Origin of the sequence: Streptomyces sp. NPDC059816, from assembly GCF_042732055.1 — a bacterium.
Taxonomy (GTDB): domain Bacteria; phylum Actinomycetota; class Actinomycetes; order Streptomycetales; family Streptomycetaceae; genus Streptomyces.
In genome coordinates this window covers 69,616-94,152 of the sequence record NZ_JBHWIQ010000004.1, presented here as the reverse complement: position 1 = coordinate 94,152, position 24,537 = coordinate 69,616, and the positions used below count along the sequence as shown (strand labels likewise).

The window sequence follows — 24,537 nt, the reverse complement described above, 5'->3', positions numbered from 1 at the left end:
GGCGGGCCGCCCGTCACGCGCCTCTGAATTCTTCCCGGCCCCTGAAGCGGGCGGAGCGGGGAGGGCGCAGCGCGAGCCGCCGCCGCCCGATTGTGAACGGCGGATTGCGGTCCCGTGGCACGGTGGCGCCACACCTTGAGCAGGAGTGCGCTCCTCTCCTACGGTGAACACGTCATCAGCACACGGCCGTGTGCCCGAGTGGTTTAGGGACTCGCCTGCAAAGCGAGTTACGTGGGTTCGATTCCCGCCACGGCCTCCAACTGCCCCACCGGGCAGCGCGAAGGGCGGTACCCGGAACGGGGTGTCGCCCTTCGGCCCGTCCGTCCCGGTTCGTGGGAAGCGGTGGCGCGGCCCGCGGCGCCTCGCGAGAATGATCGGTCATGTCGACCAAGCGCACGCTCTGGGTGGGAGCCACCCTTCTGAGCAGTTCCCTCTCGGGTGTTGCCTTCGCGGTCATCGCCGTTCACGAGGGCCGGCCGCTGTCCGAGAGCCTGACGATCGGGGGCGCGGCCGCCTTGGCCACGATCGGGTTGGCCTTCGCCGTCTTCACCGCGCTCGACCCGAAGGAGCCCCGGCAGGTCGCCGAGGGGCGGTTGCGGGTCCGCCAGGCGGAGCAGGGATTGGAGGCCGCGCTCTCGCACCCCGACGTACCCGCTCCCCGCACCGCGGCGGGTGGGATCCCCGGGCTGGACGAGGACGCGGCCGGGGCTCCCGGACCGGACGGGGCGGCGGCCGGGCGGGGGTTGGCGCTGGCGCAGCTGTGGCAGTTGACCCACAGCCGACTGGACCTCTACCACGAGATCGCCACGCAACAGGCGCGGCAGTCGTTCCGCAACGCGCAGGTGGCGATGGTGATCGGCTTCGTGCTGTTGACGGCGTTCGTCATCGTGGCACTGAACGCGAGTACGACGGCCGGGGCGGTCGTCGCCGGTGCCCTGGGCGCGGTGTCCGCCGCGCTCTCCGGGTTCGTGAGCAGTACGTTCGTGAAGTCGCAGGAGACCGCCGCCGGGCACCTGAAGGCGTACTTCGACCAGCCCTTGGAGTTCGCGCGGTACCTGGCGGCGGAGCGTCTGGTGGCGGACGCGGGCCTGACCACCGCGCAGCGGGCCGAGGTCATCACGACCCTGGTCCGGGCGATCGCCGCGGGCCCTCAGTCGGCGGACTCCCAGGCGAACGCCGCGGGGGACGTCTCGTCGTAGGGCGGGTGCAGGGGTGCGCGGAGGTCGGGGCGCCCTCCTGGTGGGGTCCAGGCGGTCTCGGGGTGGCGGGCGGTGACCGGGTCGACGGACTTCAGCACCGCGTGGACCGCGCCCGCGAGCAGGTCCCCGGACTGCGCGGTGAGCCGGCGGTCACGGTCGGCTTCCCAGTCGCGCGCACGGTGCCCGAGCCAGTTCGTGAACGCCAGGGTGGAGACGTCCGTGTTGAGGGGGCGGGGGCACGGGTCGGCCCAGTGCCAGGAGAGGACCGCACCGGTCGCGCCGTCGACCACGACGTCCGTGTCGTGCATCAGATGTCCGACGGGGATCAGCCGGGCCGCCCGTGCGGGAAGGTCGGCGGGCCGGCCGGTGACCGGATGCGCCCCGCAGTGGTGCTCGGCGAGGGTCCGCAGCGGGAGCCGGGCGGCGACGAAGTCGTGTTCCTCCTCGGGCAGTCCGACGTCCTTGAGGAAGCGGCGGGTCGGTTCGTGGGTGAGCGCGGCGGGCAGGTCGGCGTCCTCGCAGCGGCTGACCTCCCCGGCGCCGAACTCCTCGTCGAGCAGCCGGCCGGGTAGGTCGACCTGGAGGTGGATGCCAGGGGTCGGGACCCGGGCCAGGGGCCGGACCCATGCGGTGACCAGCCAGAAGACCGGGACGGGCGCGCCGTGCAACTCCGCCCGGAACAGGTCGAGGAGGTGATGGCGGGCCAGGGCCGCGGCTCCGGGTCCGTAGCGGGGGCCGCCGTGGTCGGTGGGCGGGTCGCCCGGGTCCGCCGGTTCCGCGAACTCCCGCACCGCGCGCTCGAAGCGCAGCAGCGTGGGGAGGTCGGGGGCGAGCGGGTCGCCGGGGGCCGGTCGTGGGCCCGGGCCGTCGTACGGGTGGTGGTGCCTGGGGTCGGGGCCGGGGCGGGGCGTGAGGAACAGCCGTCCGGTGGCGCCTTCGAGGGTGACCAGGGGCCCGGGGCGGTGTCCCCGTGAGCCGCCGGAGCGCGAGCCGTCGGACCGTGACCCGCTGGACCCCGCCCCGTCGGCAGCGCGCTGCCCGTCGGACCCGGCGCCGCCGGTGCTCAGTCCGCCGAGGACGAGGAGGTCACCCACCAGGGTGCGCGGCGGGCCGAAGCGGAACAGGGGCCCTTCCCCGGCCGGCAGTCCGGGCCCCGTGAGGTGGCGCCGGGTGGGCCCGTGGGTGAGGGAGCGCGGCAGCTCGTCCTCGGTGAACCTGATCGTCTCGGTCGTGGCCATGGAACCCCCCGTGGCGTGTCAACGAACGGTCGGCGGGGCTCCGCACCGGCTGACCGGGCGTGATCCCCACCGACTTCGACGGTACGCGGCACCACTGACAGCGCCCCGGGCGCGGAGGGCGGGCGGGGCCGAGGCGGTCAGGCCGTCGGGGTGGTGACCACCGCGGCCTGGGGGCGGATCGGCAGCCGGGCGACCGGGCGACCGGTCGCCGCGCGCACCGCCGAGGCGATGGCCGCGGGGCTGGTCACGACGGGCACCGCGCTGACGGCCTTCGCCCCGAAGGGGGCGACCACGTCGCGTTCCTCGATGAGGCTGACGATGTGGATGTCCGGGGCGTCGAGGGCGGTCGGCAGGGCGTAACCGGTGAGGTCGGGGTGGCGGACGAGTCCGCGCGGGGTGCGCAGGTTCTCGGTGAGCGCGGCCCCCAGCCCCTGGGTGACGCCGGCCTCGATGCGGGCCCTGAGCTGCGCCGGGTTGAGGATGCGACCGACGTCCTGGGCGACGGCGAGTTCCACCACGCGCACCGAGCCGAGTTCGACGTCGACGTCGACGATCGCACGGATCGCGCAGAACGCGAGGCCCACGAAGGCGTCGCCCTGGCCGTTCTCGTCCAGCGGCTCGGTGGGGTGCGGGCGGCACTGGGCGGTGGCCCACAGTTCCTTGCCTTCGAGGGCCTCGCTGACGGTGGTGGACAGGACGCCGTCGTAGGAGGTGATCTTCCCGTCGGTGATCTGGAGGAGTTCGGTGGACATGCCGAACTTGTGGGCCAGCGGCTGGAGGAGTTGGGTGCGGACCATCTTGGCCGCGCGTTCCACGGCCCCGCCCGAGACCCAGGTGTGGCGGCTGCGGCAGGCGGCTCCGGCGGACGGCTGGTCGGTGTCGACGGGGGCGATGTGCACCTCGTCGACGCCCAGGGTCTCCTGGACGATCTGACGGGCGAGCATGCCGAAGCCCTGGCCGGTCTCGACGGCGGCACAGATGACGGTGGCGACGCCGTCGTGGACCTTGACGGTGGCGGTGGAGACCTCGTCGGTGCCTTCCGCGCCGAGCATGTGGACCATGCCGAGCCCGTAGCCGACGCCGCGGCGGATCGCGGACGGCTCCCCGGCGCCTTCCAGTCCCCCGGGCAGCAGCCACTCGTCCTCGGGGGTGTCCTTGGGCAGGGCGGGCAGCGGGAAGTCCCGTACCGCGGTGAGGAGTTCCGCGACGGGCGCGGGGCAGGTGACGGCCTGGCCGGTGGGCAGCACGTCACCGGTGGCGAGGACGTTGCGCATCCGCACCTCGGCCGGGTCGGCGCCGAGTTTACGGGCGAGCTTGTCCATCTGCGCCTCGTACGCCGCGCACACCTGGAGGGCGCCCTCGCCGCGCACGTGGCCCGAGGGCGGGTTGTTGGTGCGCACGGCCCAACCCTCGACGAAGGCGTTGGGCACCACGTAGGGCCCGCAGGCGAACGCAACGGCGGCGGCGAGCGCTTCGGAGGAGGTGTCGGCGTAGGCGCCGGCGTCCAGGAGGACCTGGGCCTCGACCTTGACGAGCCGGCCCTCGGCGTCGGCGTGGTGGCGGTAGCGCAGCAGGGTGGGGTGGCGGTGGGAGTGGCCGAGGAAGGACTCCTCGCGCGTCGCGGTCAGCTTGACGGGGCAGCCCGTCTTCAGGGCGAGCAGCCCCAGGGGGAGTTGGAAGCCGGGGTCGTCGCGGTCGGCGGTGGCGCCGGGCACCCCGGTGACGACGATCTTGACGCGTTCGGGGTCGAGCCCGTAGCAGGCCGCCGCGAGGTCCCGGTCGCCGTGCGGGTCGGTGGAGGCGACGTACAGTTCGACGCCGCCGTCGGGGCGCGGTACCGCGAGGCCCGCCTCGGCGCCGATCGGGGCGGGGTCCTGGCGGCCGACCCGGTACACGCCCTCCACCACGACGGCGCCGGTCGCCCCGGGGTCGCCGTGGCGCAGCGGGATGTGGCGGATGAGGTTGCCGTCGGGGTGGAGCGGTTCGGCGGAGAACGCCTTCTCGGGGTCGGTGACGGGTTCCTGGATCTCGTACTCGACGATGACGGCGGCGGCGGCCATCCGCGCGGTGTCGGGGTGGTCGGCGGCGACGGCGGCGATGGGCTCGCCGTGGTGGCGCACGACCTCGGAGGCGAAGACGGGGCGGTCCCGCACGCCGCGTCCGTAGACGGCGCCGGCCCCGTTGCCGGGGACGTCCTCGTGGGTGATGACGGCGCGCACGCCGGGCATCGCGCGGGCGTGCGAGGCGTCGATCGACACGATGCGGGCGTGGGCGTGCGGCGAACGCAGCACGGCCGCCCACAGCAGCCCTTCGGCCCAGAGGTCGGCCGCGTACGGGAAGGTGCCCTCGGTCTTGGCGCGGGCGTCGGGGGACGGCAGCGAGGAGCCGATGCCGTGGGGCGACGGATCGGGTCCGGGTTCGGTGCCGCCGGGGGTGGTGACCATGGCCGTCGCCTCGTTGCTCATGCCTGGCCTCCGCCTTGGCCGTACGGACCGTAGGGGTCGTGCGCGTGGGGGTGGACGCCTCCCGCGCCGGGGCCGGCCTGGTGCGGGATGCGGGGTTCTCCGGGGCCGCCGAGGTGGGGCGGTGCCTCGCCGGTGCCGGCAGGGGCAGTGGGGTCGGCGGGGGCCGGGGGGGCGGCGGCCGCCGCGTGCGCCTCGCGCTCCTCGACGACCTCGCGGACGGCTTCCAGGACGCCGCGGTAGCCGGAGCAGCGGCAGAGGTTGCCGCACAGGGCCTGGCGGGCCTCGCGTTCGGTGGGGGCGGGGTTGCCCTCCAGCAGGTCGTGGACGGTCATCGCCATGCCGGGCACGCAGAACCCGCACTGGACGGCGCCGCACCGGGCGAGGGCCCGCTGCACGTCGGAGGGCCGGCCGTCGGCGGCGAGCCCCTCGACGGTGCGGATCTCGCTGCCGGCCGTGGTGGCGGCGGGCACCAGGCACGAGGCGACGAGGCGACCGTCGACCTGGATGTTGCAGGCTCCGCACTCGCCCTGGGAGCAGCCGTCCTTGGCGCCCGCGAGGCCGAGGCGCTCGCGCAGGACGTAGAGCAGCGACTCGCCGATCCACGCCTCGGTGACGGGGCGGTCCACGCCGTTGACCCGCAGGGTGTACGAGATGAGGGGGTGTTCGTCGTGGTGGACGAGGGTTTCCTCGGCCGCGGCGGGCGCCGGTGCCGCGGGGTCGTCGTCCGCCGCTGCGTCGTGCTCGACGTGGTGCTGCGGTTCGGTCTCCGGGGGCGCAGCGGGTTCGTCGTCCGCCGTGCGTCCGGTGGGGTCCGTGCCGTCGACGGGGTCGGCCGCCGTGGTGTCCTCGCGGACGCGGCCCGGGGCGGCTGCGGCCGGGTCGTCGGCGGGGTGTTCGGGGGCGTCCTGCGCGGCCGGCACCGCTACGGGTGCCTCGGGTCCGTCCTCGGCGACCTCGGGCGCGCCGGGCCCCGCGGTCGGCCGTGCGCCGCCGTCGGGGGCGGGCGCGGGTCCGGTGCTGCCCTCGCCCCGTACGGGGTGTTCGGCGGGCGGCGGGTGCGCTCCGGTCGGGTACCCGCCGGGGCCCTGCGGTCCGGTGGGCGCGTCCGCGGGGTGCGCGGTGTCCGTGCCGTGCTGCGGAGTGCCGTGCGGGGGCGTGCCGTGGTCCGTCGCGGGGGCGGTCCAGTCGGGGCCCGGGCCGGTGGCCCAGGGCGCGGGGGCGCCGCCGGGCAGGGTCGCCGGCGCGGTGGCGCCCCACTGCGAGGCCAGGGTGGAGGTGGTGAACTCACCGGACTCGTCCGGCAGGTCGCTCGCGGCCAGCGGGATGGTCCACTGCCCGGTGCCGTCCTGCGTGGGCTCGCGCCCCGGCCCACCCGGGGCGGACCCCTCGGTGGGCACGACGTCCGGGAACGTCCACTGGGCGGTCTCCCCCGGGTCGTAGCCGGAGCGTCCGGGAGCGGTGCGCCCCGCTTCGAAGGCGTGCTCCCCGCCGGTACCGGCGGGGCCGTCCACCGCGTCGGAGGCGTGCGGGACGTCGGTGTTGCGCGGGGGGTGCTGCGCATGGCCACCGGACGCGGCCGGTTCGGGCCAGCCCACCGTGCGCGCGGGCCCGGCGGCGCCCTGCGGCGCCCACGTCCCGGCGGGGGGTGCCGTGGGGTCGACGGGCTGTCCGGTGGTCGGGGCGGCCGTTATCCGCGGCGGCACGTAGCCGTGGCCGGGGGCGGCCAGCGGCGAGTGGGCGTGCAGGTCGAAGCCCTCGGGGAGCCGGACGAAGGCGGTGGCGTCGGCGCCCGCCTCGGGATCGTGCTCGCCGCGCGAGATCGGCTCCCAGCCGCCCGCGCCGCCGTGTCGGTCGGTCACGACAGTGCCCTCCCCAGTGCTCGTCGGGCCAGCACCGCGACGGTGCGCCGCAGGTGGAGTACGGCGGGCGGCAGCGGCTGCGGCGTGCCGTCCTCGGCCGGGGCGGCGTCGGGGATGCAGGCCGCGGCGACGTACTCGCCGAACGCTTCGAGGGCCTCGGGGACCAGGGTGCGGCTGCCGTCCCAGTCGATCAGCGAGGCCACCCACTGCTCGGCGTCGAGGGGCCGCAGCGGCATCGGGGCGACGGCGCCCACCGCACAGCGCACCCCGCGCCGGGCCGGGTCGAGGACCAGCGCGACGGACGCGGTGGCCCGGCCGGGGCCGGTGCGCCCGGTGGCCTTCAGGAAGATCTGCGGGGCGTGCAGCAGCGGCACGCGCACGTAGCCGATGAGTTCGCCGCCGCTGAGTCCCGCCACGCCCGCGAGCAGGTGCGATACGGGGATCTCCCGGCGGGCGCCGCCGGGGCCGGCGACGATGACGGTGGCTTCGAGCGCCGCGAGCACCGGCAGGGCATCCCCGGTGGGGGCGCCGGTGGCGATGTTGCCGCCCAGGGTGCCCGCGTTGCGGATCTGGGGCGGGCCGGCGGCGCGGGCCGCGGCGGCGAGCGCCGGGATGAGCGCGGCGAAGTCGGGGCGGCCCATGCGGGCATGGGTCAGGCCGGCGCCCAGGAGCGCGTGGCCGTCCTGGTACTGCCAGCCCCGGATCTCGCTGATGCGGCTGAGCCCGACGAGGGCCGCGGGCCGCAACTGACCGGAGTTGACCGAGGTCATCAGGTCCGTGCCGCCCGCGACGGGCACGGCTGCGGGCGTCGCGGCGAGGGCCGCGACCGCCTCGTCGAGTGTGCTCGGCAGCGTCACGGATCGCGCCGCCTGCGGTGCGTGCGTGGTCAAACCGGCTGCCCCTTCCCGCTGTCCCGCCTGGTCGTCCTGTGGCCGTACGGTACGTGCTCACAGGCCGGCCGTGGCAACTCTGGCACATCTTCACCGGCGTCCGACGCGGGGGTCCGCTAGGAGTTTTTCTTCCGAACTCCGGGGGAATCGTCCGTTTTCCCACGTGCTCGGCGGTGCGCACCTCTTGCCACTCTTTTGGCGGCAGTTGTGTGACATCTCCGCCGGGTCCGGGAGGCGGGGCGGGCCGTTTCCGAAGGCGGTGGACCGCCTTCGAGGGTCCTGTGCGGGGAAGGCGTGCGGGAGGACGTGCGGGTCGCGGCGGACACACTGCGGACATCGCGCGGACACGCCGCGGGGGCGGTCACCCTGGAGTGACCGCCCCCGCGGGAAACTCACACGTTCGGCGGCGGTCCGTCGATCGGACGGCCGATCAGTCCGGGCCGCTGCTGCCAGGGCGCCGGGCCGGTCGGCGGCCGGTACTGGACACCGAGCGCGTCGAGCCGGCGGTAGTGCTCCGTCATCCGGTCCTCGAAACCGTCGAAGTCCCGCTCGGCGGAGGGCGGGAGCGCACTCCAGGCCACCTCGGCGAACGCGGCCAGGCGCGGGAACACCTGGTAGTCGACGCGCGAGGAGTTCTCCATCACCTCGGTCCACACGTTGGCCTGGGTGCCGAGCACCCGGCGGGCCTCCTCGCGGGTCAACTCCGGCGGCACCGGCTCGAAGCGGTAGACGTCCTCCAGCGTGCGGACGAACCCGATCGGTACCGGCTCGTCGGGGCCGTCGTGCTGACGGTGGTCCAGGTACACCTGTTGTTCCGGGCACATGACGACGTCGTGACCGGCGCGCGCGGCGGTGATGCCGCCGCCGTAGCCGCGCCAGGAGGAAACCGCCGCGCCGGGTGCGAGACCGCCCTCCAGGATCTCGTCCCAGCCGATGAGCCGCCGGCCGCGCTCGGAGATCCAGGTGTCGAAGTGGCGGATGAACCAGGACTGGAGCTCGTCCTCGTCCTTGAGGCCCAGTTCCCGGATGCGGGCCTGCGCCGCCGGGGACTCCTTCCACTGGTCCTTGGGGCACTCGTCGCCGCCGATGTGGATGAACGGCGAGGTCTCCACGGGGAAGAGGTCGAGCACCTCCTCCAGGACGCCCTCGTAGAAGCGGAGGGTGTGGTCGGTGGGGGCGAGGATGTTGGGGCTGACGCCCCAGGTGTCCCAGACGGAGAGCGCGGCCGTGTCGATGACGTCCGTGTTCCCGAGTTCCGGATAGGCCGTGATGGCCGCCTGCGAGTGGCCCGGTACGTCGATCTCCGGGATGACGCGGATGTGGCGGGCGGCGGCGTAGGCGACGATCTCGCGGATGTCGTCCTGGGTGTAGTAGCCGCCGTGCGGCTTGTCCTCCCACAGGGGGGAGGCCCGGTGGCCCCACTTGGTGCGGGAGCGCCAGGCGCCCGCCTCGGTGAGCTTCGGGTAGCGCTTGATCTCGATGCGCCAGCCCTGGTCGTCCGTGAGGTGGAAGTGGAAGACGTTCAGCTTGTGCGCGGCGAGGAGGTCCAGGTAGCGCAGCACGCCTTCCTTGGGCGTGAAGTGGCGCGAGACGTCGAGCATCATGCCGCGCCACCCGAAGCGCGGCGAGTCCTCGACGGTGACCGCGGGCAGCGTCCAGCTCCGGGCCGGGTCGAGGGGCACCCGGCGGTGGGCTTCGGCGCCGAGCAGCTGGCGCAGGGTCTGGGCGCCCCAGAACACGCCGGCCCCGCTGCCGCCCTCGATGCGGGCGGTGGGCGCCGCGACGGTCAGCCGGTAGCCCTCCTGCGGCAGTTCGGGGTCGATCGCCAGCGCCAGTCGGTCGATCAGGGCGCCGTCGCCGTCCCCGGCGGGCGCTCCGTCGGCGGGGGCCTCCCCCAACAGCAGTCCGGTCGCCGCACCGAGGTACGTGCGCAGCCACCGGGCGGTGTCCTCCGTACCCGGTCCGGTCTCCAACAGTGTTCCGGCGTGCAGCGCGAGGCGCTGGTCCCCGGCGTGCGCCAGTCGCAGCGGGGCGGGGATGAGCGCCCCGTCCTGCGCCGGAGCTCCCGTCCGTTCGGTCGCGTTCGTCACAGCGTCACCCGTCATCACGTCACCCGTCCCCACGTCAGTGGTGGATTCACTCGTGTCATCCGTTGTCCGTCCGCCCTGCACTGAGCGTCCGTCCCCTCTCCGGTCTCCGGTTCCGTGGTCGTCGGTGGTCGCGGTCAGTGGTGTCATCGGGCTCGTCTGCTCGTCGGTACTGGTCGGTGCTCGTCGGGTGTCTCGGGTCCGGGTCAGTCTTTGACCGCTCCCCCGAGCCCGGACACCAAACGGCGCTGCACGAGCACGAAGAAGATCAGCACCGGAATGGTCATCACTGTAGACGCCGCCATGATTCCGCCCCAGTCGTTCTCGTCCGGCTTAAAGAAGACGAGCAGGGCCATCGGCAACGTGGATTGCGAGGTGTCGCTGATGATGAAGGACTTGGCGAAGAGGAAGTCGTTCCAAGCGGAAATGAAGGAGAAGACGCTCGTCGCCACGAGACCCGGGAACACCAACGGGAAGAGGATCTGCCAGAGGAATCGACTGCGGCTCGCGCCGTCGAGTGCGGCGGCCTCTTCCAGGGCCTCCGGAACGGCCTTCACGAAGCCCCTGAGCATCCAGATCGCGAACGGCAGCGAGAAGGCGATGTGCGGCAGGATCAGGGCGCCCAGCGTGTTGAGCTGGTTGAGGTCCCGCATGAGGAAGAACAGCGGGATCGCGAGCCCTTCCACCGGCACCATCTGCGCGATGAGGAACATGATGAGCAGGGTGGTGCGGAATTTGAAACGGAACCTCGTCACCGCCGTGGCGGCGAGGAACGCGATGATCGCGGACACCAGGACCACGGATACCGCGACGATGAGGCTGTTGAGGAAGTAGCGACCGAAATCCTGCTGCCCGAAGAGCCGTTGGAAGGAATCCAGCGAAGGATTCAAGGTCCAGGGCCGGGCCTCGGTCGACTCGATCTCCCCGGCCGGTTTGAAGGCCGAGAGGACCATCCAGTACAGGGGGAACGCGACCACCGCGGCGACGACCAGGGCCGTCAGTTCGGCGGCCAGCCGCCACGGTCGCTGGATCAGTCCGCCGCCCAGCCGGAGCCGACGCCCGCCGCCGCTCCCGCCGCGCTTGGGCGACCCGTCCGCCGGGGAACCGTCCGCGCGGTCCGCGGCGGGGGCGTCCACCAGGGTGCCGGGGCCGCCGTCGCGCGGGGCGTCCGCGTGGCCGCCCTCCACCGCCGTGCCGCTCACAGTTCCTCCCCCTGGCGCCGCAGCAGCCGCAGATAGACGAGCGTGACCACGAGCAGGATCAGCAGCATGACCACGCCGATGGCGGAGCCGAGGCTGTACTGCGAGGACGCGAACGCCTTTTGATACGCGTACACATTGAGGACCATGTTCTGGCCGGCGATGCCGCCGCCGTTGGTCATCACGTAGATCTGGGTGAAGACCTTGAAGTCCCAGATGATGGACTGGATGGTGACGACCACGAGGATGGGGCGCAGCATCGGCATGAGCACCGACCGCCAGATCCGCCACTGCGAGGCGCCGTCCAGCGACGCGGCCTCCAGCACCTCGGAGGGCACCGCGCGGATGCCCGCGTAGACGGTGACCATCACGAACGGGAACGAGCACCAGACCACTTCGAACAGGACCAGCGCGAAGGCGCTGAGCCGGTCGTAGGTCCACGAGTGGTCGCCGAGCCCGAGGACCTTGTTGACGGGTCCGAAGTCCGGGTCGAACAGGAACACCCACACCGTGGAGCCGGTGACCGCGGGGGTCGCCCAGGCGCCGAGGGCCGCCATCATCAGGGCGAGCCGGGGCACGGCCCGGATGCGGGTGAGGAGGACGGCCAGGGCGCAGCCGATGGCGAGCGTGGAGACCACGCAGGCCGCGGCGAACAGCACGGTGGCCAGGAGCACCTGCCAGAACTGTTCGTCGCGGAAGAGCGTGGCGTAGTTGCCGAACCCCTTGAAGGTCGTCGGTTCGCCACCGCTGACCTGGGCCTGGGTGTACTCCAGGAAGGAGATCAGACCGAGCTGGTAGATCGGGTAGACGAGCAGGCCGGCCAGGACGACCAGGGCCGGCGCGAGGTACAGCCAGGGTGTCCAGGCGGAGCGCCCGGGGCGCCGCGGCGGCCGGGCACCGGGCCTGTTCGGCCGGCGCCCCCGCCCGCGCAACGCCGCCGGGGGCTTGTCGACGGTGATGTCGTGCGTCATGGGTCAGGACTCTCGGTTCAGCCCGCGGAGGTGAAGGCGTCGTTCATCTTCTTCGCCGCGTCCTTGGAGGCGGTCGCCACGTCCTTGCGGCCGCTGACCACCTCCTGGAACATCGTCGGCAGCACCAGGGAGGCGTCGATCTGGCCCCAGGCGGGCGACGCGGGCACGAACTTGGCGCCCGAGGCGAGGGTGTCGATGAAGGGCTTGATGAACGGCTCCTCGGCCGCGGCGTCCTTGCGGACGTCCGTGAAGGTGGGCAGGAAGCCCATCGCCTCGAAGAGTTCGCCCTGGGTCTTCTTGCCGGCGATCTCCTTGACGAGGTTCACGGCGAGGGTGCGGCGCTCGGTGCTCTTGAGGACGCCGATGTTGTTGCCGCCGGCGAAGGCGGGGGCGATGTCGCCCTCCTTGACGCCGGGCAGCGGGACCACCGCGTACTTGTCCTTGACCTTGCCGGCTTCCACCGCGGCGTGGCTGAAGTCGCCGCCGATCGCCATGCCCGCCTTGCCGGACGCGAAGGCGGTGACGGTGTCGTTGCCGCCCATGCCCGCGCACTTGGCGGCCGGACAGTTGTCGTCGCCGAACAGCGAGGTGTACGCCTTGATGCCCTTCTGGGAGGCGGCGCTGTCGAGGGCGGACTGGTACTTCCCACCGCTCTCCGAGGCTATTTCGCCGCCGTTGGACCAGAGGAACGGCATGGCACCGTAGGTGTACGCGCCGCCGACCGCGAGGCCGTAGAGCTCCGGCTTGGCCTTGCGGATCTTCTTCGCGGTGCTGATCAGCTCGGCCTGCGTCTTGGGGACGGCGAGGTCGAGCTCCTTGAGGATGTCGGTGCGGTAGTACAGGGCGCGCACGCCGACGAAGTAGGGGGCGCCGTAGACCTTGCCGTCGACGGTGACCGACTCGCGGGCCGTGGGGTCGGTGTCCTTGGCGTCCGCCCAGTCGCCGAACTCCTTGGTGATGTCGGCGAGCCCGCCGTCCTTCACGTAGCCGGCGGTGTCGGTGTTGCCGTACTCGACGATGTCCGGGGCGCTCTTGGGGTCGTTGAACGCGGCCTTGATCTTCTCGGCGCGGGTCTCGACGGGGATGTACTCGACCTTGACGTCGGCGCCGTCGTTGGCCTTCTTGAAGGAGTCGATGGCCCGGTTGACCACGTCCTCCTTGGGCTTGTTGTTGACCTCCTGGAACAGCCAGACGCGCAGGGTGCCGGACTTCTCGTCCTTGTCGGACGAGTTGTCCGAGCTCTGCGGGGCGCAGGCGGTCGCGGTCAGGGCGGCGACGGTCAGGGCGGCGAGGGCGGCGGACCGTCGACGCTGGCCGGCCGTCGCCCGGTTCATGAACTTCTGCGGGAGCTTCATCGAGCGGTCCTCCGAGTTCACGTTGCAATATGCGCAACGAGTGTTTCGCGGTGCACAACAAGACGGAGGCTAAGGCGGTTCCCTGGGTTCATCAAGGGTTCAGCGGACGGTCTCAACCAGTCCGTGACCGGCGGAAGCAGGGTGCGCAACGGGGTGCTGGGTTTTGTGGTGGTTTGGTCCTGACAGGTCTGGACCATTGGGACGTAGCCCTCGCCGGGCCGGCGCTCATTCCGTGCGGGTGCGCTGTCCCGTGCGGGTGCGCTGTTGTTCTTGCGCAGTTCCCCGCGCCCCTGATCGGGTGCGTCCGGCCTCGGGTTCGTTGTTCTGTGCGGGTGCGCTGTTGGTTTTGCGCAGTTCCCCGCGCCCCTGATCCACCCTGGGGTGCGCTGTCCCGTGCGGGTGCGTGGTCGTTTTGCGCAGTTCCCCGCGCCCCTGGATCACCCTGCCGTGCGCTGTCCTGTGCGGGTGCGTGCCTATCGGGGACCGCACACCCCCGCCAGAGCGCCCCGATAGGGGCGCGGGGAACTGCGCGAATCCACAGCGTGCCCGCGCCGAACAACGAACCCGAGGCCGGACGCACCTGATCAGGGGCGCGGGGAACTGTGCGGAACGACCACGCACCGCACAGGACAGCGCACCGCACGGTGAAATGCGTGTGGCGGGGCCCACCGGGGCCCCGCCACACGATTCGTTCCGTACCGAAAGGACGGAGCTACTTGCCGTCCTTGCCGTTCTTGCCGCCGCCGATGCCCATGGACTCGTAGATCTCCTTGCACATGGGGCACACCGGATACTTCTTCGGGTCGCGGCCCGGCACCCAGACCTTGCCGCAGAGCGCGACGACGGGAGTGCCGTCGAGCGCGCTCGCCATGATCTTGTCCTTCTGGACGTAGTGGGCGAAGCGCTCGTGATCACCGTCACCGTGCGAAGTCTGCGGCGTCGGCTCGACGAGGGTCCCCGTACCAGTCCCGCGCTCGGGCTCGGGCTCAAGAGTGCTCATAGCTGCCAAGGGTACTGAAACCCGGGGGTTCACGGTCCCACGGGCGCCGGGGTGCGGGGACCCGTGGCCGTCAGTTGAGGGACGGGTCGTCCGGATAGGTCGCCACCATCGCCAGCTCGCTGCGCTGCCGCCGCAGGACCTCCCGCCACAAGCGTTCGGGCACCGGCGAGGACACGTCCCCGGGCTCCGACTCCACGACGTACCAGGCGCCCTCGCTCAGCTCCTCCTCCAACTGGCCGGGGCCCCAGCCCGAGTACCCCGCGAAGATCCGCAGCGAGCCTAGGGCGGCGGCCAACAGCTCCGGCGGGGTCCCCAGGTCGACCAGGCCGATCGCGCCGTGCACCCGGCGCCAACCGAGCGGAGCCCGCTCGGCGCAGCCGCCGCCGGGGATCACCGCGACGCCGAGCGCCGAGTCGAGCGAGACGGGGCCGCCCTGGAAGACGACGCCCGGCTCGCCGGCCAGTTCGGCCCAGCCCTCCAGGATGTCGCCGACGCCCACCGGCGTCGGGCGGTTGAGGACCACGCCGAGCGAGCCCTCCTCGTCGTGGTCGAGGAGCAGCACCACCGCGCGGTCGAAGTTGGGGTCGGCCAGGGCGGGCGTTGCCACGAGCAGCCGCCCTGTGAGCGAGGACACCTCGGTCATGGATGACATGATCCCGCATCTTCCCCGCCCGGGGGCGTCAACTCCCGGACCGGGACCGAACGGTCCGCCCGCCCGTCGACGAGTGCGGGCGGCGAATGCCGGAGGTCACCCCGTGTGCCCGAATGACCCCGGTTCGTGTTGTGGCGAAGTCATGACGGACCCGTGGCCGCAGCGGGCTTACAGAAGGGGGGTGCGCGGCCATTACGCTAGCTGCTCGGCCCCCTGCCCGTCTCACTCGGAACGCGAGATACATGACCGTCAACGACGATGTCCTGCTTGTCCACGGCGGAACCCCGCTGGAGGGCGAGATCCGTGTCCGCGGCGCGAAGAACCTTGTGCCCAAGGCCATGGTCGCCGCCCTGCTCGGCAGCGGTCCCAGCAGATTGCGCAACGTGCCGGACATCCGTGATGTCAGGGTCGTCCGCGGTCTGCTCCAGCTCCATGGCGTGACGGTCCGCCCCGGCGAGGAACCGGGCGAGCTGGTGCTCGACCCGACCCACGTCGAGAGCGCGAACGTCGCGGACATCGACGCCCACGCGGGTTCCTCACGCATCCCCATCCTGTTCTGCGGCCCGTTGCTGCACCGACTGGGCCACGCGTTCATCCCCGGCCTCGGCGGCTGCGACATCGGCGGCCGTCCGATCGACTTCCACTTCGACGTGCTGCGGCAGTTCGGTGCGCGCATCGAGAAGCGCGACGACGGCCAGTACCTGGAGGCGCCGCAGCGGCTGCGCGGCACCAAGATCCGGCTGCCGTACCCGTCGGTCGGCACGACCGAGCAGGTGCTGCTGACGGCGGTGCTCGCCGAGGGCGTCACCGAGCTGTCGAACGCCGCGGTGGAGCCGGAGATCGAAGACCTGATCTGCGTGCTCCAGAAGATGGGCGCGATCATCGCCATCGACACGGACCGCACGATCCGCATCACCGGCGTGGACAAGCTCGGCGGCTACACCCACGCGGCGCTCCCGGACCGGCTGGAGGCGGCCTCCTGGGCGTCCGCCGCGCTGGCGACCGAGGGCAACATCTACGTCCGCGGGGCGCAGCAGCGCTCCATGATGACGTTCCTGAACACCTACCGTAAGGTCGGCGGCGCCTTCGAGATCGACGACGAGGGCATCCGTTTCTGGCACCCGGGCGGCACCCTGAACGCCATCGCGCTGGAGACGGACGTGGCTCCCGGGTTCCAGACCGACTGGCAGCAGCCGCTGGTGGTCGCCCTGACCCAGGCCACCGGGCTGTCGATCATCCACGAGACGGTGTACGAGTCGCGGCTCGGCTTCACCTCGGCGCTGAACCAGATGGGCGCGCACATCCAGCTGTACCGCGAGTGCCTGGGCGGCTCGCACTGCCGGTTCGGGCAGCGCAACTTCCTGCACTCGGCGGTCGTGTCGGGGCCCACCCGGCTCCAGGGCGCGGACCTGGTCATCCCGGACCTGCGGGGCGGGTTCTCGTACCTGATCGCCGCGCTGGCCGCGCAGGGCACCTCCCGGGTGCACGGGATCGAGCTGATCAACCGGGGTTACGAGAACTTCATGGACAAGCTCCAGGCGCTCGGCGCGAAGGTGGAGCTGCCGGGCGGGGCCCCGCTGAGCGACTGAGCGGGCCGCACACGGTCGAGAAGGGCCCCGGACGGTCGTCCGGGGCCCTTCGGGTGTCGCAGGGCGTTCCTGGCGCCTCGGTGGGCGGTACACGCGCCTCGTGGGCCCGTGCGCGCCGCCCGGGACCGGACGTGGGGTGCAGGGACCGGACGGGCGGTACGGAACGCGACGGGGCGGCACCCTGGCCCGGGTGCCGCCCCTTTCGCCTGTGTGGGTCCCGTGCCGTCTCCGGCACGGGCACGGGCCGCCTTACTTGCCCTTGGCGGCTTCCTTCAGCTTGGACCCGGCGGAGACCTTCACGCTGTACCCGGCGGGGATGTTGATCGGCTCACCGGTCTGCGGGTTGCGGGCGGTGCGAGCGGCACGGAGGGTGCGCTCGAAGGTCAGGAAGCCGGGGATGGTGACCTTCTCGTCGCCCTTGGCGACGATCTCGCCGACCGTCTCGGCGAACGCGGCCAGCACGGCGTCGGCGTCCTTGCGGGTCACCTCGGCGCGGTCGGCCAGCGCGGCCACCAGCTCACTGCGGTTCATGTTTGTACTCCCGTGTTCATCTTGCCGTTGAGGCGTGAGATCGAAGCCGATGCTGCCAGGTTCCTCGGTCGGGCCCCTGACCCGGGTCCGTCGCCGGACCCTCGCGCCCAGAGAGGCATCCTGCCCCCACCTGCGGCGGGAACGCCAATCCGGCACCCCTGGGAGTCACACGAAAAGCGCCACCGCCGCGAAACGGTGACGCTCCGTTCGGTCCCGGAAGCGGAGCGCAGGGGGCTGTTGGGTCGGCCGGTCCCCTGCTGGCCGCAAGCCTAAGCGGGGGGTCGGCGGTCGGTTTTCGCGACGCGCCGACCCCGTGGGTTCCTCCGGGTGGCGGTCAGCTCCGCTCGGCGGCGGCAGCAGCGGCCTTGGCGGCCTGGCGGACGGCTCCGGCGACCGCCGGGGCGACCTTGTCGTTGAAGACGCTCGGGATGATGTAGTTCGGGTTCAGCTCGTCCTCGGTGACGACGCCCGCCAGCGCGGTGGCGGCGGCCAGCATCATGTCCGTGTTGACGGTGTGGGACTGCGCGTCGAGCAGACCGCGGAAGACGCCCGGGAAGACCAGCACGTTGTTGATCTGGTTGGGGAAGTCGGAGCGGCCGGTGGCGACCACGGCGGCCGTCTGACGGGCGATCGTCGGGTCGACCTCGGGGTCCGGGTTGGCCAGGGCGAAGACGATGCCGCCGTCGGCCATCGCGGCGACGTCCTCGCCGCCGAGGACGTTCGGGGCGGAGACGCCGATGAAGACGTCCGCGCCGCGCACGGCCTCCTTCAGGGTGCCGGTGAGGCCCTCGGGGTTGGTGTTGTCGGCGATCCAGCGCAGCGGCGACTCGGAGTCGGCGGACACCAGGTCCTCGCGCCCGCTGTGCACCACGCCGTGGATGTCGGCGACGACGGCGTTCTTGACCCCGGCGGCGAGCAGCAGCTTGAGGATGGCGGTGCCGGCGGCGCCGGCGCCCGACATCACCACGCGCACGTCGCCGATCGCCTTGTCGACCACGCGCAGGGCGTTGGTGAGGGCGGCGAGGACGACGATGGCGGTGCCGTGCTGGTCGTCGTGGAAGACGGGGATGTCGAGGGCCTCGCGCAGCCGTGCCTCGATCTCGAAGCAGCGGGGCGCGGAGATGTCCTCCAGGTTGATGCCCGCGAAGCCGGGGGCGATGGCCTTGACGATCTCGACGATCGCGTCGGTGTCCTGGGTGTCCAGGCACAGCGGCCAGGCGTCGATGCCGGCGAAGCGCTTGAAGAGGGCGGCCTTGCCCTCCATCACGGGCAGCGCGGCCTTGGGGCCGATGTTGCCGAGGCCCAGGACGGCGGAACCGTCGGTGACCACGGCGACGGAGTTGCGCTTGATGGTGAGCCGGCGGGCGTCCTCGGGGTTCTCGGCGATCGCCATGCAGACCCGCGCCACCCCGGGCGTGTAGACCATGGAGAGGTCGTCACGGTTGCGAATGGGGTGCTTGGACTGCATCTCGATCTTGCCGCCGAGGTGCATGAGGAACGTACGGTCGGAGACCTTGCCGAGGACGACGCCCTCGATGGTGCGCAGCTTGCCGACGATCTCCTCGGCGTGCGCGGTGGAGGTCGCGGCGATGGTGACGTCGATGCGCAGCTTCTCGTGGCCGGAGGCGGTGACGTCGAGGCCGGTCACCGAGCCCCCGGAGGACTCGACGGCGGTCGTGAGCTGCGATACCGCGGTTCCGCTGGCGGGCACCTCCAAGCGGACCGTCATCGAGTAGGAGACGCTGGGCGCCGTTGCCATGGCCGACTTCCTCTTCTTCCCTCTGTGTCGCGTGCACGTCGTCGTGTCACGTGCGCGCCGCCCGGCGGGGCCGGACAGCGCCTTCCGATGGTCGCACCTACCGTCGGGTACGTGTTAGCCGCCCCGTATTGCGAAGCTTTTGTTCACGCAGCCGGACCGTTGCTTACGGAAGTTCCCTTCCAGCATACGGAATCCACCGGGAAAGCCGAGAGGCCCACGTCACAGCCGAGAGGCCCGCGTCACGAAGGACGCGGGCCTCTCGGTCTTGCTGGACGACACCGACCCGCCATGCTCGCCTCGCGGCAAGTGGTCGCTCGTAGCGACGAAGGTTGGGCCCGGGGGCTTGGATCGGGCCGGTGTCACGTCCACGGTAACAAAGGATCCCCGCAAGGCAATTCCCGTCGCCCGGGTCCGCCCCGCATCAGGCCGAACGGACGGTGCCGAGTCACCCGCGGGAGTGGGTCTCACTCCCTCAGCAGGTCCGGAACACCGTCCGCGTCGGGTTCGTCACGCGCCCCGGACAACACCGTGAGCTGCTGGGTCGCGCGGGTCAGGGCCACGTAGAGCACCCGCAGCCCGGCGGGCGACTCGTCGGCGATCTCCGCCGGGGACACCACCACCGTGGCGTCGTACTCCAGGCCCTTGGCCTCCAGGCTGCCGAGGGCGACGGCCCGGTCCCCCAGTCCGGCGAGCCAGCGCGCGGCCTCCGACCGGCGGTTCATGGCGACGACGACACCGACCGTGCCGTCCACCGCGCCGAGCAGCCGTTCGGCCTCCGCGCGCACGGCGGCCCCCAGCCCCTCGTCGCCGACGGTCGCGAACCGGGGCCGCAGGCCCGTGGAGCGCACCGCGGACGGCGAGGTCGCGCCGGGCATCGCCAGGGCCAGGACCTTCGCGGCGAGCTCCGCGATCTCGGCCGGGTTGCGGTAGTTCACGGTGAGGGTGAAGCGGCGGCGGGGGCGGCTGCCCAACGCCTCGTCCCGGGCTTCGGCCGCCTCGTCCACGTCCGACCAGGAGGACTGTGCCGGGTCGCCGACCACGGTCCAGGTCGCGTGCCGTCCGCGGCGCCCCACCAGCCGCCACTGCATGGGCGTGAGGTCCTGCGCCTCGTCCACGATGACGTGCGCGTACTCGACCCGTTCGGCGGCCAGCCGCTCGGCCCGCTCGCGGCGGGTCTCCTCGCGCACCGGCATCAGCTCCTCCAGGCCGGTGAGCTGGTCCAACGGGTCGGCCTCGCGGCGCTGGCGGGGGCGGGCGGGGGTGCCCAGGATCGCCTGGAGCTCGTCGAGCAGCGCCACGTCGTGGACGGAGAGCGCGCCGCGGCTCAGGGAGCGGGCCACCCGCCGCGCCTCCCCCGGGTTGAGGATGCGGCGCGACCAGCGGGCGAGCCGCTTCTCGTCGCCCATCGCGGCCAGCACCCGGCGGGGGGTCAGCTCCGGCCACCAGGCGTCCAGGAAGGTGGTGAAGGAGTCCTCCGAGGTGACGTCCTCGTCGAAGGAGGAACGCAGTTCGGCGGCGAGTTCGGGATCGGTGTGCCGGGAGGCGGAGCCGGACTGCGCCCACAGCGCGTCCAGCAGCAGCCGGCGGGCCCGCGGGCGCAGCAGGTTCACCGGGGCGGTGCCGCCGAGGGCGGCCTCGCGGATGCGGGCGAGCCGGTCGGCGTCGAGCTCCAGGCGGCGGCCGTGCGCGACCACCCGCAGTCGGTGCGTCGGGACACCAGCCGCGGCCGGGGGCGTTTCCAGGGCGCCGCGGGCCGCCTTGCGCAGCACCCGCACCATCCTGGACGAGCCCTTGACCCGGGCGGTCGCCGGGGCGTCGTAGACGGTGGCCTCGGCGCCGTCGACGAGGTTGCCGAGCGCCCGGATCGCGACCTGGCCCTCCTCCCCGAGCGAGGGCAGCACGCCTTCGGTGTAGGCGACCAGCAGTGGGGTCGGCGAGACGATCAGGATGCCGCCGGCGTAACGGCGCCGGTCCTGGTAGAGCAGGTACGCGGCCCGGTGCAGCGCGACGGCCGTCTTGCCGGTGCCGGGCCCGCCCTCGACCAGGGTGACGGAGGCGGCGGGGGCGCGGATCACGAGGTCCTGTTCGGCCTGGATCGAGGCGACGATGTCCCGCATGGTGTGTCCGCGGGCCTGACCGAGCGCGGCCATCAGCGCGCCGTCCCCGATCACGGGCAGTTCGTCGCCGTCGAGGTACGCGGTCACCTCGGGGCGCATCAGGTCGTCCTCGACGCCGAGGACCTTGCGGCCCCGGGAGCGGATCACCCGGCGGCGGACGACCCGGCCGGGTTCCACGGGCGTCGAGCGGTAGAAGGGCGCGGCGGCGGGCGCCCGCCAGTCGATGACCAGCGGGCTGTAGTCCGCGTCGAGGACGCCGATCCGACCGATGTGGAGGGTCTCCGCGATGTCCGCGACCTGGCGGGCGGGGTCCTCGGGGTCGACGCCGATGACGCCGTCGGCCGGTTCGACGGAGGTGTACGCGCCGTCGGGGCCCCGCTGGCCGTCCTTGCCCTCCAACAGGTCGATCCGGCCGAACAGGAAGTCCTCGAACTCGTTGTTGAGGCGGTTGAGATGCGCTCCGGCGCGGAAGACCTGCGCATCGCGCTCGGCGAGTGCGCCGGGCGTGCCGACCTGGCTGAGCCGGGCCGCGTCCCGCATCAGGAATTCGGCGTCCTGGATCTTCTCCTCAAGGCGTCGGTAGACCTGGTCGAGATGATCCTGTTCGACACCGATCTCGCGTTCACGGACCGAGTCGAGAGCGGTGTGCTGAGCGGCCACCGGGCCCCCTTCTGACGTGCATGGCAGCCGTCCACCGTACGCCACCGGACCCGCCGGGCGCCACGCGCCGCCGCCCTCGGGAGACGGGTCCGCCCGCCCGGCCCCGTCGTCCACCGGCGTCGTCCCGCCGGCCCCGTCCTGCCGGGCCCGCCCCGATCGCCGGTTCGGTGGGGGCTTTCGGTGCCCGGGACGACAAGACGCCCGGACGCTGCCCCGCGCTGCGGGGTGTGCCGGGCGTGCGTGCGCGGGGGCCCGTGTGGGGCCGGTGCGCGGGGGGCGGCCGGGTGAGGGAACCCGGCCGGCACTGAGGAGCGGCCGTCGGAACTACGCCTCCACCTTCACCAGTTCCCTCCCGTCCAGGGTCCGCACCTCGAAGTGGCTGATGTCCTCACGAGCCATCGCGGCGCCGCCGTGCACGTACAGCGGGTTGCGTGCCTCGCGGCGCTCGGCGCCGGCGATCCCGTACCCCCAGGTGGGCACCGACCAGGTGGTCACGGTCTCGCGTTCGCCGTTCTTGCCGACGGCGATCAGGCTGCACTTCTCGGGGCCCTTGACGTTCTTCAGCTCCAGCACGGTGTGGGTGCCCCACGCCTTGTGTTCCATCCCGATGGTGGCGGTGATCTTCGTCTTGGCGTCGGTCGCCACCACCTTCTCGTCCATGTGGTTGAAGAAGGCGTCCTCCGCGGGGCTCGTCGGGCTCGTTCCGTGGCCGGCGGCGGGCGGCGGGGCGTCCTGACCGCCGGTGGCCGCGACGACCGTCAGCGGACCCCCGATGATCAAGGCCGCCGCGGCGGCCACCAGGTACAGTCCGCGGCGCTTCTTGCGGGTGCGCCGGGCCGCGACCTCGTCGACCAGCCGCTCCGCGAGCCGGGGGCTCGGCCGCGTGGTGAGCTGTCGGGCGACCGCCGGGTTGCCGACCGGGAGCCCGGGGGCCGCCGGCAGATCGGCGAGGGCGGCCAACATGGGTTCCATGCCGGCCAGTTCGTCCAGTTGGCCGGCGCACCACTCGCAGCCGGCGAGGTGGTTCTCGAAGGCGCTCGCCTCGTGCTCGTCCAGGATCCCCAGGGCGTAGGCGCCCACCGTCTCGTGGACGTCATTCGCCTCGTTCGGTGTCATGCCGTCACCCCCCGCTCCTCCAGTGCCAACTTCATCGAGCGAAGGGCGTAGAACACCCGTGAACGCACGGTCCCGCTGGGTATGCCGAGTGTCTGGGCCGCCTCGTTGACCGTACGGCCCTTGAAATAGGTCTCGACGAGGACCTCCCGGTGCGCGGGCGTCAGGTCGTCGAGCGCGTCCGAAAGTGTCATCAGCCACAGCGCCTTGTCGATCTCGTCCTCCGCGGGGATGACCTCCAGAGGTGACGGTTCGACCTCCTGCGGCCGGGCCTGCCGGCTGCGGTGGCCGTCAATCACGATACGTCGGGCCACCGTCACCAGCCAGGGGCGTACCGAACCCGTGGCCCGGCCCAGTTGGCCGGCGTTCTTCCACGCCCGGATGAGGGTTTCCTGGACCACGTCCTCCGCCCGCTGACGGTCCCCCGCGACCAGCCGCAGCACATAGGCGAGCAGGGGGCCGGCGTGCTCCCGGTACAGCGCGCGCATCAGCTCCTCGTCCGGTTCGGACTTGGGCTGGTCCCTTCGATGTCGGGCCCTTGGCGGGCGTTCATCGGCCACGGCTGAATCCTTGCGCACGCCTACCTCCGGTGTCCCCGATTCGACCGGGCGGGGCCCGACCGCTCGCTTGCACCCCGGGATACGCGCAGGGTCGGGCAGCTGTTCAACGGAGCTGCGAAGTGACCGTGCATCGGGGGGAGTTGTAGCGGCGGGCGCACGGTGGGTGAGGGCCGGAACGGGGCATGTCCGGTTATGCCGGAGCGTGGCGGGCGGCGGCCCGGTCAGGCCCGGGCCACCTGGGCGCGGCGCCGGTGGCGGGCCACCCGGGTGCGGTTGCCGCAGCGTTCGCTGGAGCACCAGCGGCGGCGGGCGCCGCGGGAGGTGTCGAGGTAGACCCGCGAGCAGTCGTCGGCCGCGCACTCGCGCAGTCGGGCCCGCGCCTCGGGGTCGGTCAGCAGGTCGATGACGTCACGGGCGACGAGCGCGAGGAGCGCGGCACAGCCCGGGTCGGGGTGGAGGGCGCGGGTGAGGGTGCCGTCGTCGGTGCGCACGGCGCGCGGGGTGGGGGGCGCCGATCTGGCCAGGGCGTTGATCCGGGCGAGGGCGACGGGCAGCGCGGGGTCGGCCCGGGCGCCGCGGGCCGCGAGTTCGGCCCGGACCAGGACGGCGACCTGGGTGCGGAGGTCACGGAACGCGGTGAGCCAGCGGGTGGTCGCGGTGTGCAGCCCGGTGCCCGGCGGGACGAGACCCGTGTCGGCGCACCAGGCGCGCAGGGCGTCGAGCGTGTCCAGCGGGTCCCCGGCGTGTGCGGTGTCCAGCAGGTCGAGGCAGGGGCGGCCGGCCGGGGAGGACGGCTCGTCGGAGACGGAGGGATGCGGGGGCATGCGCGGTCACCGGCCCTTCACGGTGCCGTGGGCCAAGCGGTCGTCCCTACAGTGCCCGTCGGGGGGCGCCCGGGGAAGACCCCGCGCGGGAGCGCGGTGGTTTCGCGCGGGGTCGCCGTGCGGCGGGCCGAGCGGGGGCTGCCGACCGGGCGCCCGGGGCCCGGGCCGCCGTGCCGGAGCGGTCGCGTATCGGGCCGGGGTCGTGGCCACCGCGCCCGCACGGGTATCGGCCGGCACCGGCTGCCCAGTCAGGTGGCCGTGTGACGGGCCGAGGCCGAGGTGTCCGCGCCCGGGGCGGGGGCGGGCGGCACTCGTTGCCGGCGCCGGCATGGACAGGTGAGGGACCGGCGGGGCCGCCGCGCCGGCGAACGGGGCCGAACGGTCACCGGGTCGACCGGAACCACAGGTGCCCCGCCGACGAGCGACCGAGCGGGACGCCCGCGTGGCGGGCCGGTGCCGGGGCCGCCGC

At 72.9% G+C, this 24,537-nt stretch carries 18 protein-coding genes and 1 tRNA gene; 3 read left to right on the top strand and 16 right to left on the bottom strand.

Translation table 11 applies throughout. The features are described from left to right. Positions 1-184 precede the first annotated feature (184 nt). Both ACFV88_RS07000 and ACFV88_RS06995 read left to right on the top strand, forming a co-directional pair. A tRNA-Cys gene (locus tag ACFV88_RS07000) sits at positions 185-259 on the top strand. 121 nt (positions 260-380) lie between these two features. Continuing rightward, a complete protein-coding gene (locus tag ACFV88_RS06995) occupies positions 381-1,199 on the top strand; it encodes a hypothetical protein (protein ID WP_385486884.1) in 819 nt (272 codons plus the stop codon). Here the strand turns inward: ACFV88_RS06995 and ACFV88_RS06990 are convergent. The 10 genes from ACFV88_RS06990 to ACFV88_RS06945 all read right to left on the bottom strand — a co-directional run bounded on the left by ACFV88_RS06990 (position 1,151) and on the right by ACFV88_RS06945 (position 14,906). Then, positions 1,151-2,437, bottom strand: coding sequence for an SUKH-4 family immunity protein (locus ACFV88_RS06990; protein ID WP_385486882.1), 1,287 nt, complete (start codon positions 2,435-2,437; stop codon positions 1,151-1,153). The genes ACFV88_RS06995 and ACFV88_RS06990 overlap by 49 nt on opposite strands. 137 nt (positions 2,438-2,574) lie before the next feature. Continuing rightward, the gene (locus tag ACFV88_RS06985) at positions 2,575-4,902 is read right to left on the bottom strand and encodes a xanthine dehydrogenase family protein molybdopterin-binding subunit (protein ID WP_385486880.1); all 2,328 of its coding nucleotides are present in this window, start codon (positions 4,900-4,902) and stop codon (positions 2,575-2,577) included. After that, positions 4,899-6,761, bottom strand: a complete 1,863-nt coding sequence (locus tag ACFV88_RS06980) for a 2Fe-2S iron-sulfur cluster-binding protein (RefSeq protein ID WP_385486878.1) — start codon at positions 6,759-6,761, stop codon at positions 4,899-4,901. Before ACFV88_RS06980 ends, ACFV88_RS06985 begins: the two co-directional genes overlap by 4 nt. Beyond that, positions 6,758-7,651: an FAD binding domain-containing protein gene (locus ACFV88_RS06975; protein WP_385486876.1), complete on the bottom strand. Its 894-nt coding sequence runs from the start codon at positions 7,649-7,651 to the stop codon at positions 6,758-6,760. The genes ACFV88_RS06980 and ACFV88_RS06975 overlap by 4 nt, the downstream gene beginning before the upstream one ends. A gap of 392 nt (positions 7,652-8,043) precedes the next feature. Then, on the bottom strand, positions 8,044-9,756 hold the full coding sequence (locus tag ACFV88_RS06970) for a beta-N-acetylhexosaminidase (protein WP_385486874.1): 1,713 nt from the start codon (positions 9,754-9,756) through the stop codon (positions 8,044-8,046). Positions 9,757-9,944: 188 nt separating this feature from the next. Beyond that, positions 9,945-10,784: a carbohydrate ABC transporter permease gene (locus ACFV88_RS06965; RefSeq protein WP_385487410.1), complete on the bottom strand. Its 840-nt coding sequence runs from the start codon at positions 10,782-10,784 to the stop codon at positions 9,945-9,947. Positions 10,785-10,936: 152 nt separating this feature from the next. Further along, positions 10,937-11,908 carry a carbohydrate ABC transporter permease gene (locus ACFV88_RS06960; protein ID WP_385486872.1) on the bottom strand — a complete coding sequence of 324 codons (972 nt, stop codon included), beginning with the start codon at positions 11,906-11,908 and terminating at the stop codon, positions 10,937-10,939. Positions 11,909-11,925: 17 nt separating this feature from the next. Further along, the gene (locus tag ACFV88_RS06955; protein WP_385486870.1) at positions 11,926-13,263 is read right to left on the bottom strand and encodes an extracellular solute-binding protein; all 1,338 of its coding nucleotides are present in this window, start codon (positions 13,261-13,263) and stop codon (positions 11,926-11,928) included. A gap of 712 nt (positions 13,264-13,975) precedes the next feature. Next, the gene (locus tag ACFV88_RS06950) at positions 13,976-14,263 is read right to left on the bottom strand and encodes a DUF3039 domain-containing protein (protein ID WP_385486868.1); all 288 of its coding nucleotides are present in this window, start codon (positions 14,261-14,263) and stop codon (positions 13,976-13,978) included. Positions 14,264-14,333: 70 nt separating this feature from the next. Then, the gene (locus ACFV88_RS06945; protein ID WP_385486865.1) at positions 14,334-14,906 is read right to left on the bottom strand and encodes a YqgE/AlgH family protein; all 573 of its coding nucleotides are present in this window, start codon (positions 14,904-14,906) and stop codon (positions 14,334-14,336) included. 251 nt (positions 14,907-15,157) lie between these two features. Here ACFV88_RS06945 and murA point away from each other — a divergent pair, with 251 nt between their 5' ends. Then, a complete protein-coding gene (gene murA / locus ACFV88_RS06940; RefSeq protein ID WP_385486863.1) occupies positions 15,158-16,504 on the top strand; it encodes a UDP-N-acetylglucosamine 1-carboxyvinyltransferase in 1,347 nt (448 codons plus the stop codon). 249 nt (positions 16,505-16,753) lie between these two features. Here murA and ACFV88_RS06935 read toward each other — a convergent pair whose 3' ends face one another. The 6 genes from ACFV88_RS06935 to ACFV88_RS06910 all read right to left on the bottom strand — a co-directional run bounded on the left by ACFV88_RS06935 (position 16,754) and on the right by ACFV88_RS06910 (position 24,068). After that, complete coding sequence (locus ACFV88_RS06935; protein WP_385486861.1) at positions 16,754-17,035, bottom strand: HU family DNA-binding protein; 282 nt, start codon at positions 17,033-17,035, stop codon at positions 16,754-16,756. Positions 17,036-17,369: 334 nt separating this feature from the next. Further along, positions 17,370-18,794, bottom strand: coding sequence for an NAD-dependent malic enzyme (locus ACFV88_RS06930; protein WP_385486859.1), 1,425 nt, complete (start codon positions 18,792-18,794; stop codon positions 17,370-17,372). A gap of 464 nt (positions 18,795-19,258) precedes the next feature. Further along, positions 19,259-21,598, bottom strand: coding sequence for a HelD family protein (locus ACFV88_RS06925; RefSeq protein ID WP_385487408.1), 2,340 nt, complete (start codon positions 21,596-21,598; stop codon positions 19,259-19,261). A gap of 297 nt (positions 21,599-21,895) precedes the next feature. Further along, positions 21,896-22,687, bottom strand: a complete 792-nt coding sequence (locus ACFV88_RS06920; protein WP_385486857.1) for a zf-HC2 domain-containing protein — start codon at positions 22,685-22,687, stop codon at positions 21,896-21,898. Next, a complete protein-coding gene (locus tag ACFV88_RS06915; protein WP_385486855.1) occupies positions 22,684-23,262 on the bottom strand; it encodes a sigma-70 family RNA polymerase sigma factor in 579 nt (192 codons plus the stop codon). The genes ACFV88_RS06920 and ACFV88_RS06915 overlap by 4 nt, the downstream gene beginning before the upstream one ends. A gap of 203 nt (positions 23,263-23,465) precedes the next feature. After that, the gene (locus tag ACFV88_RS06910) at positions 23,466-24,068 is read right to left on the bottom strand and encodes a CGNR zinc finger domain-containing protein (protein WP_385486853.1); all 603 of its coding nucleotides are present in this window, start codon (positions 24,066-24,068) and stop codon (positions 23,466-23,468) included. Positions 24,069-24,537: the final 469 nt, after the last annotated feature.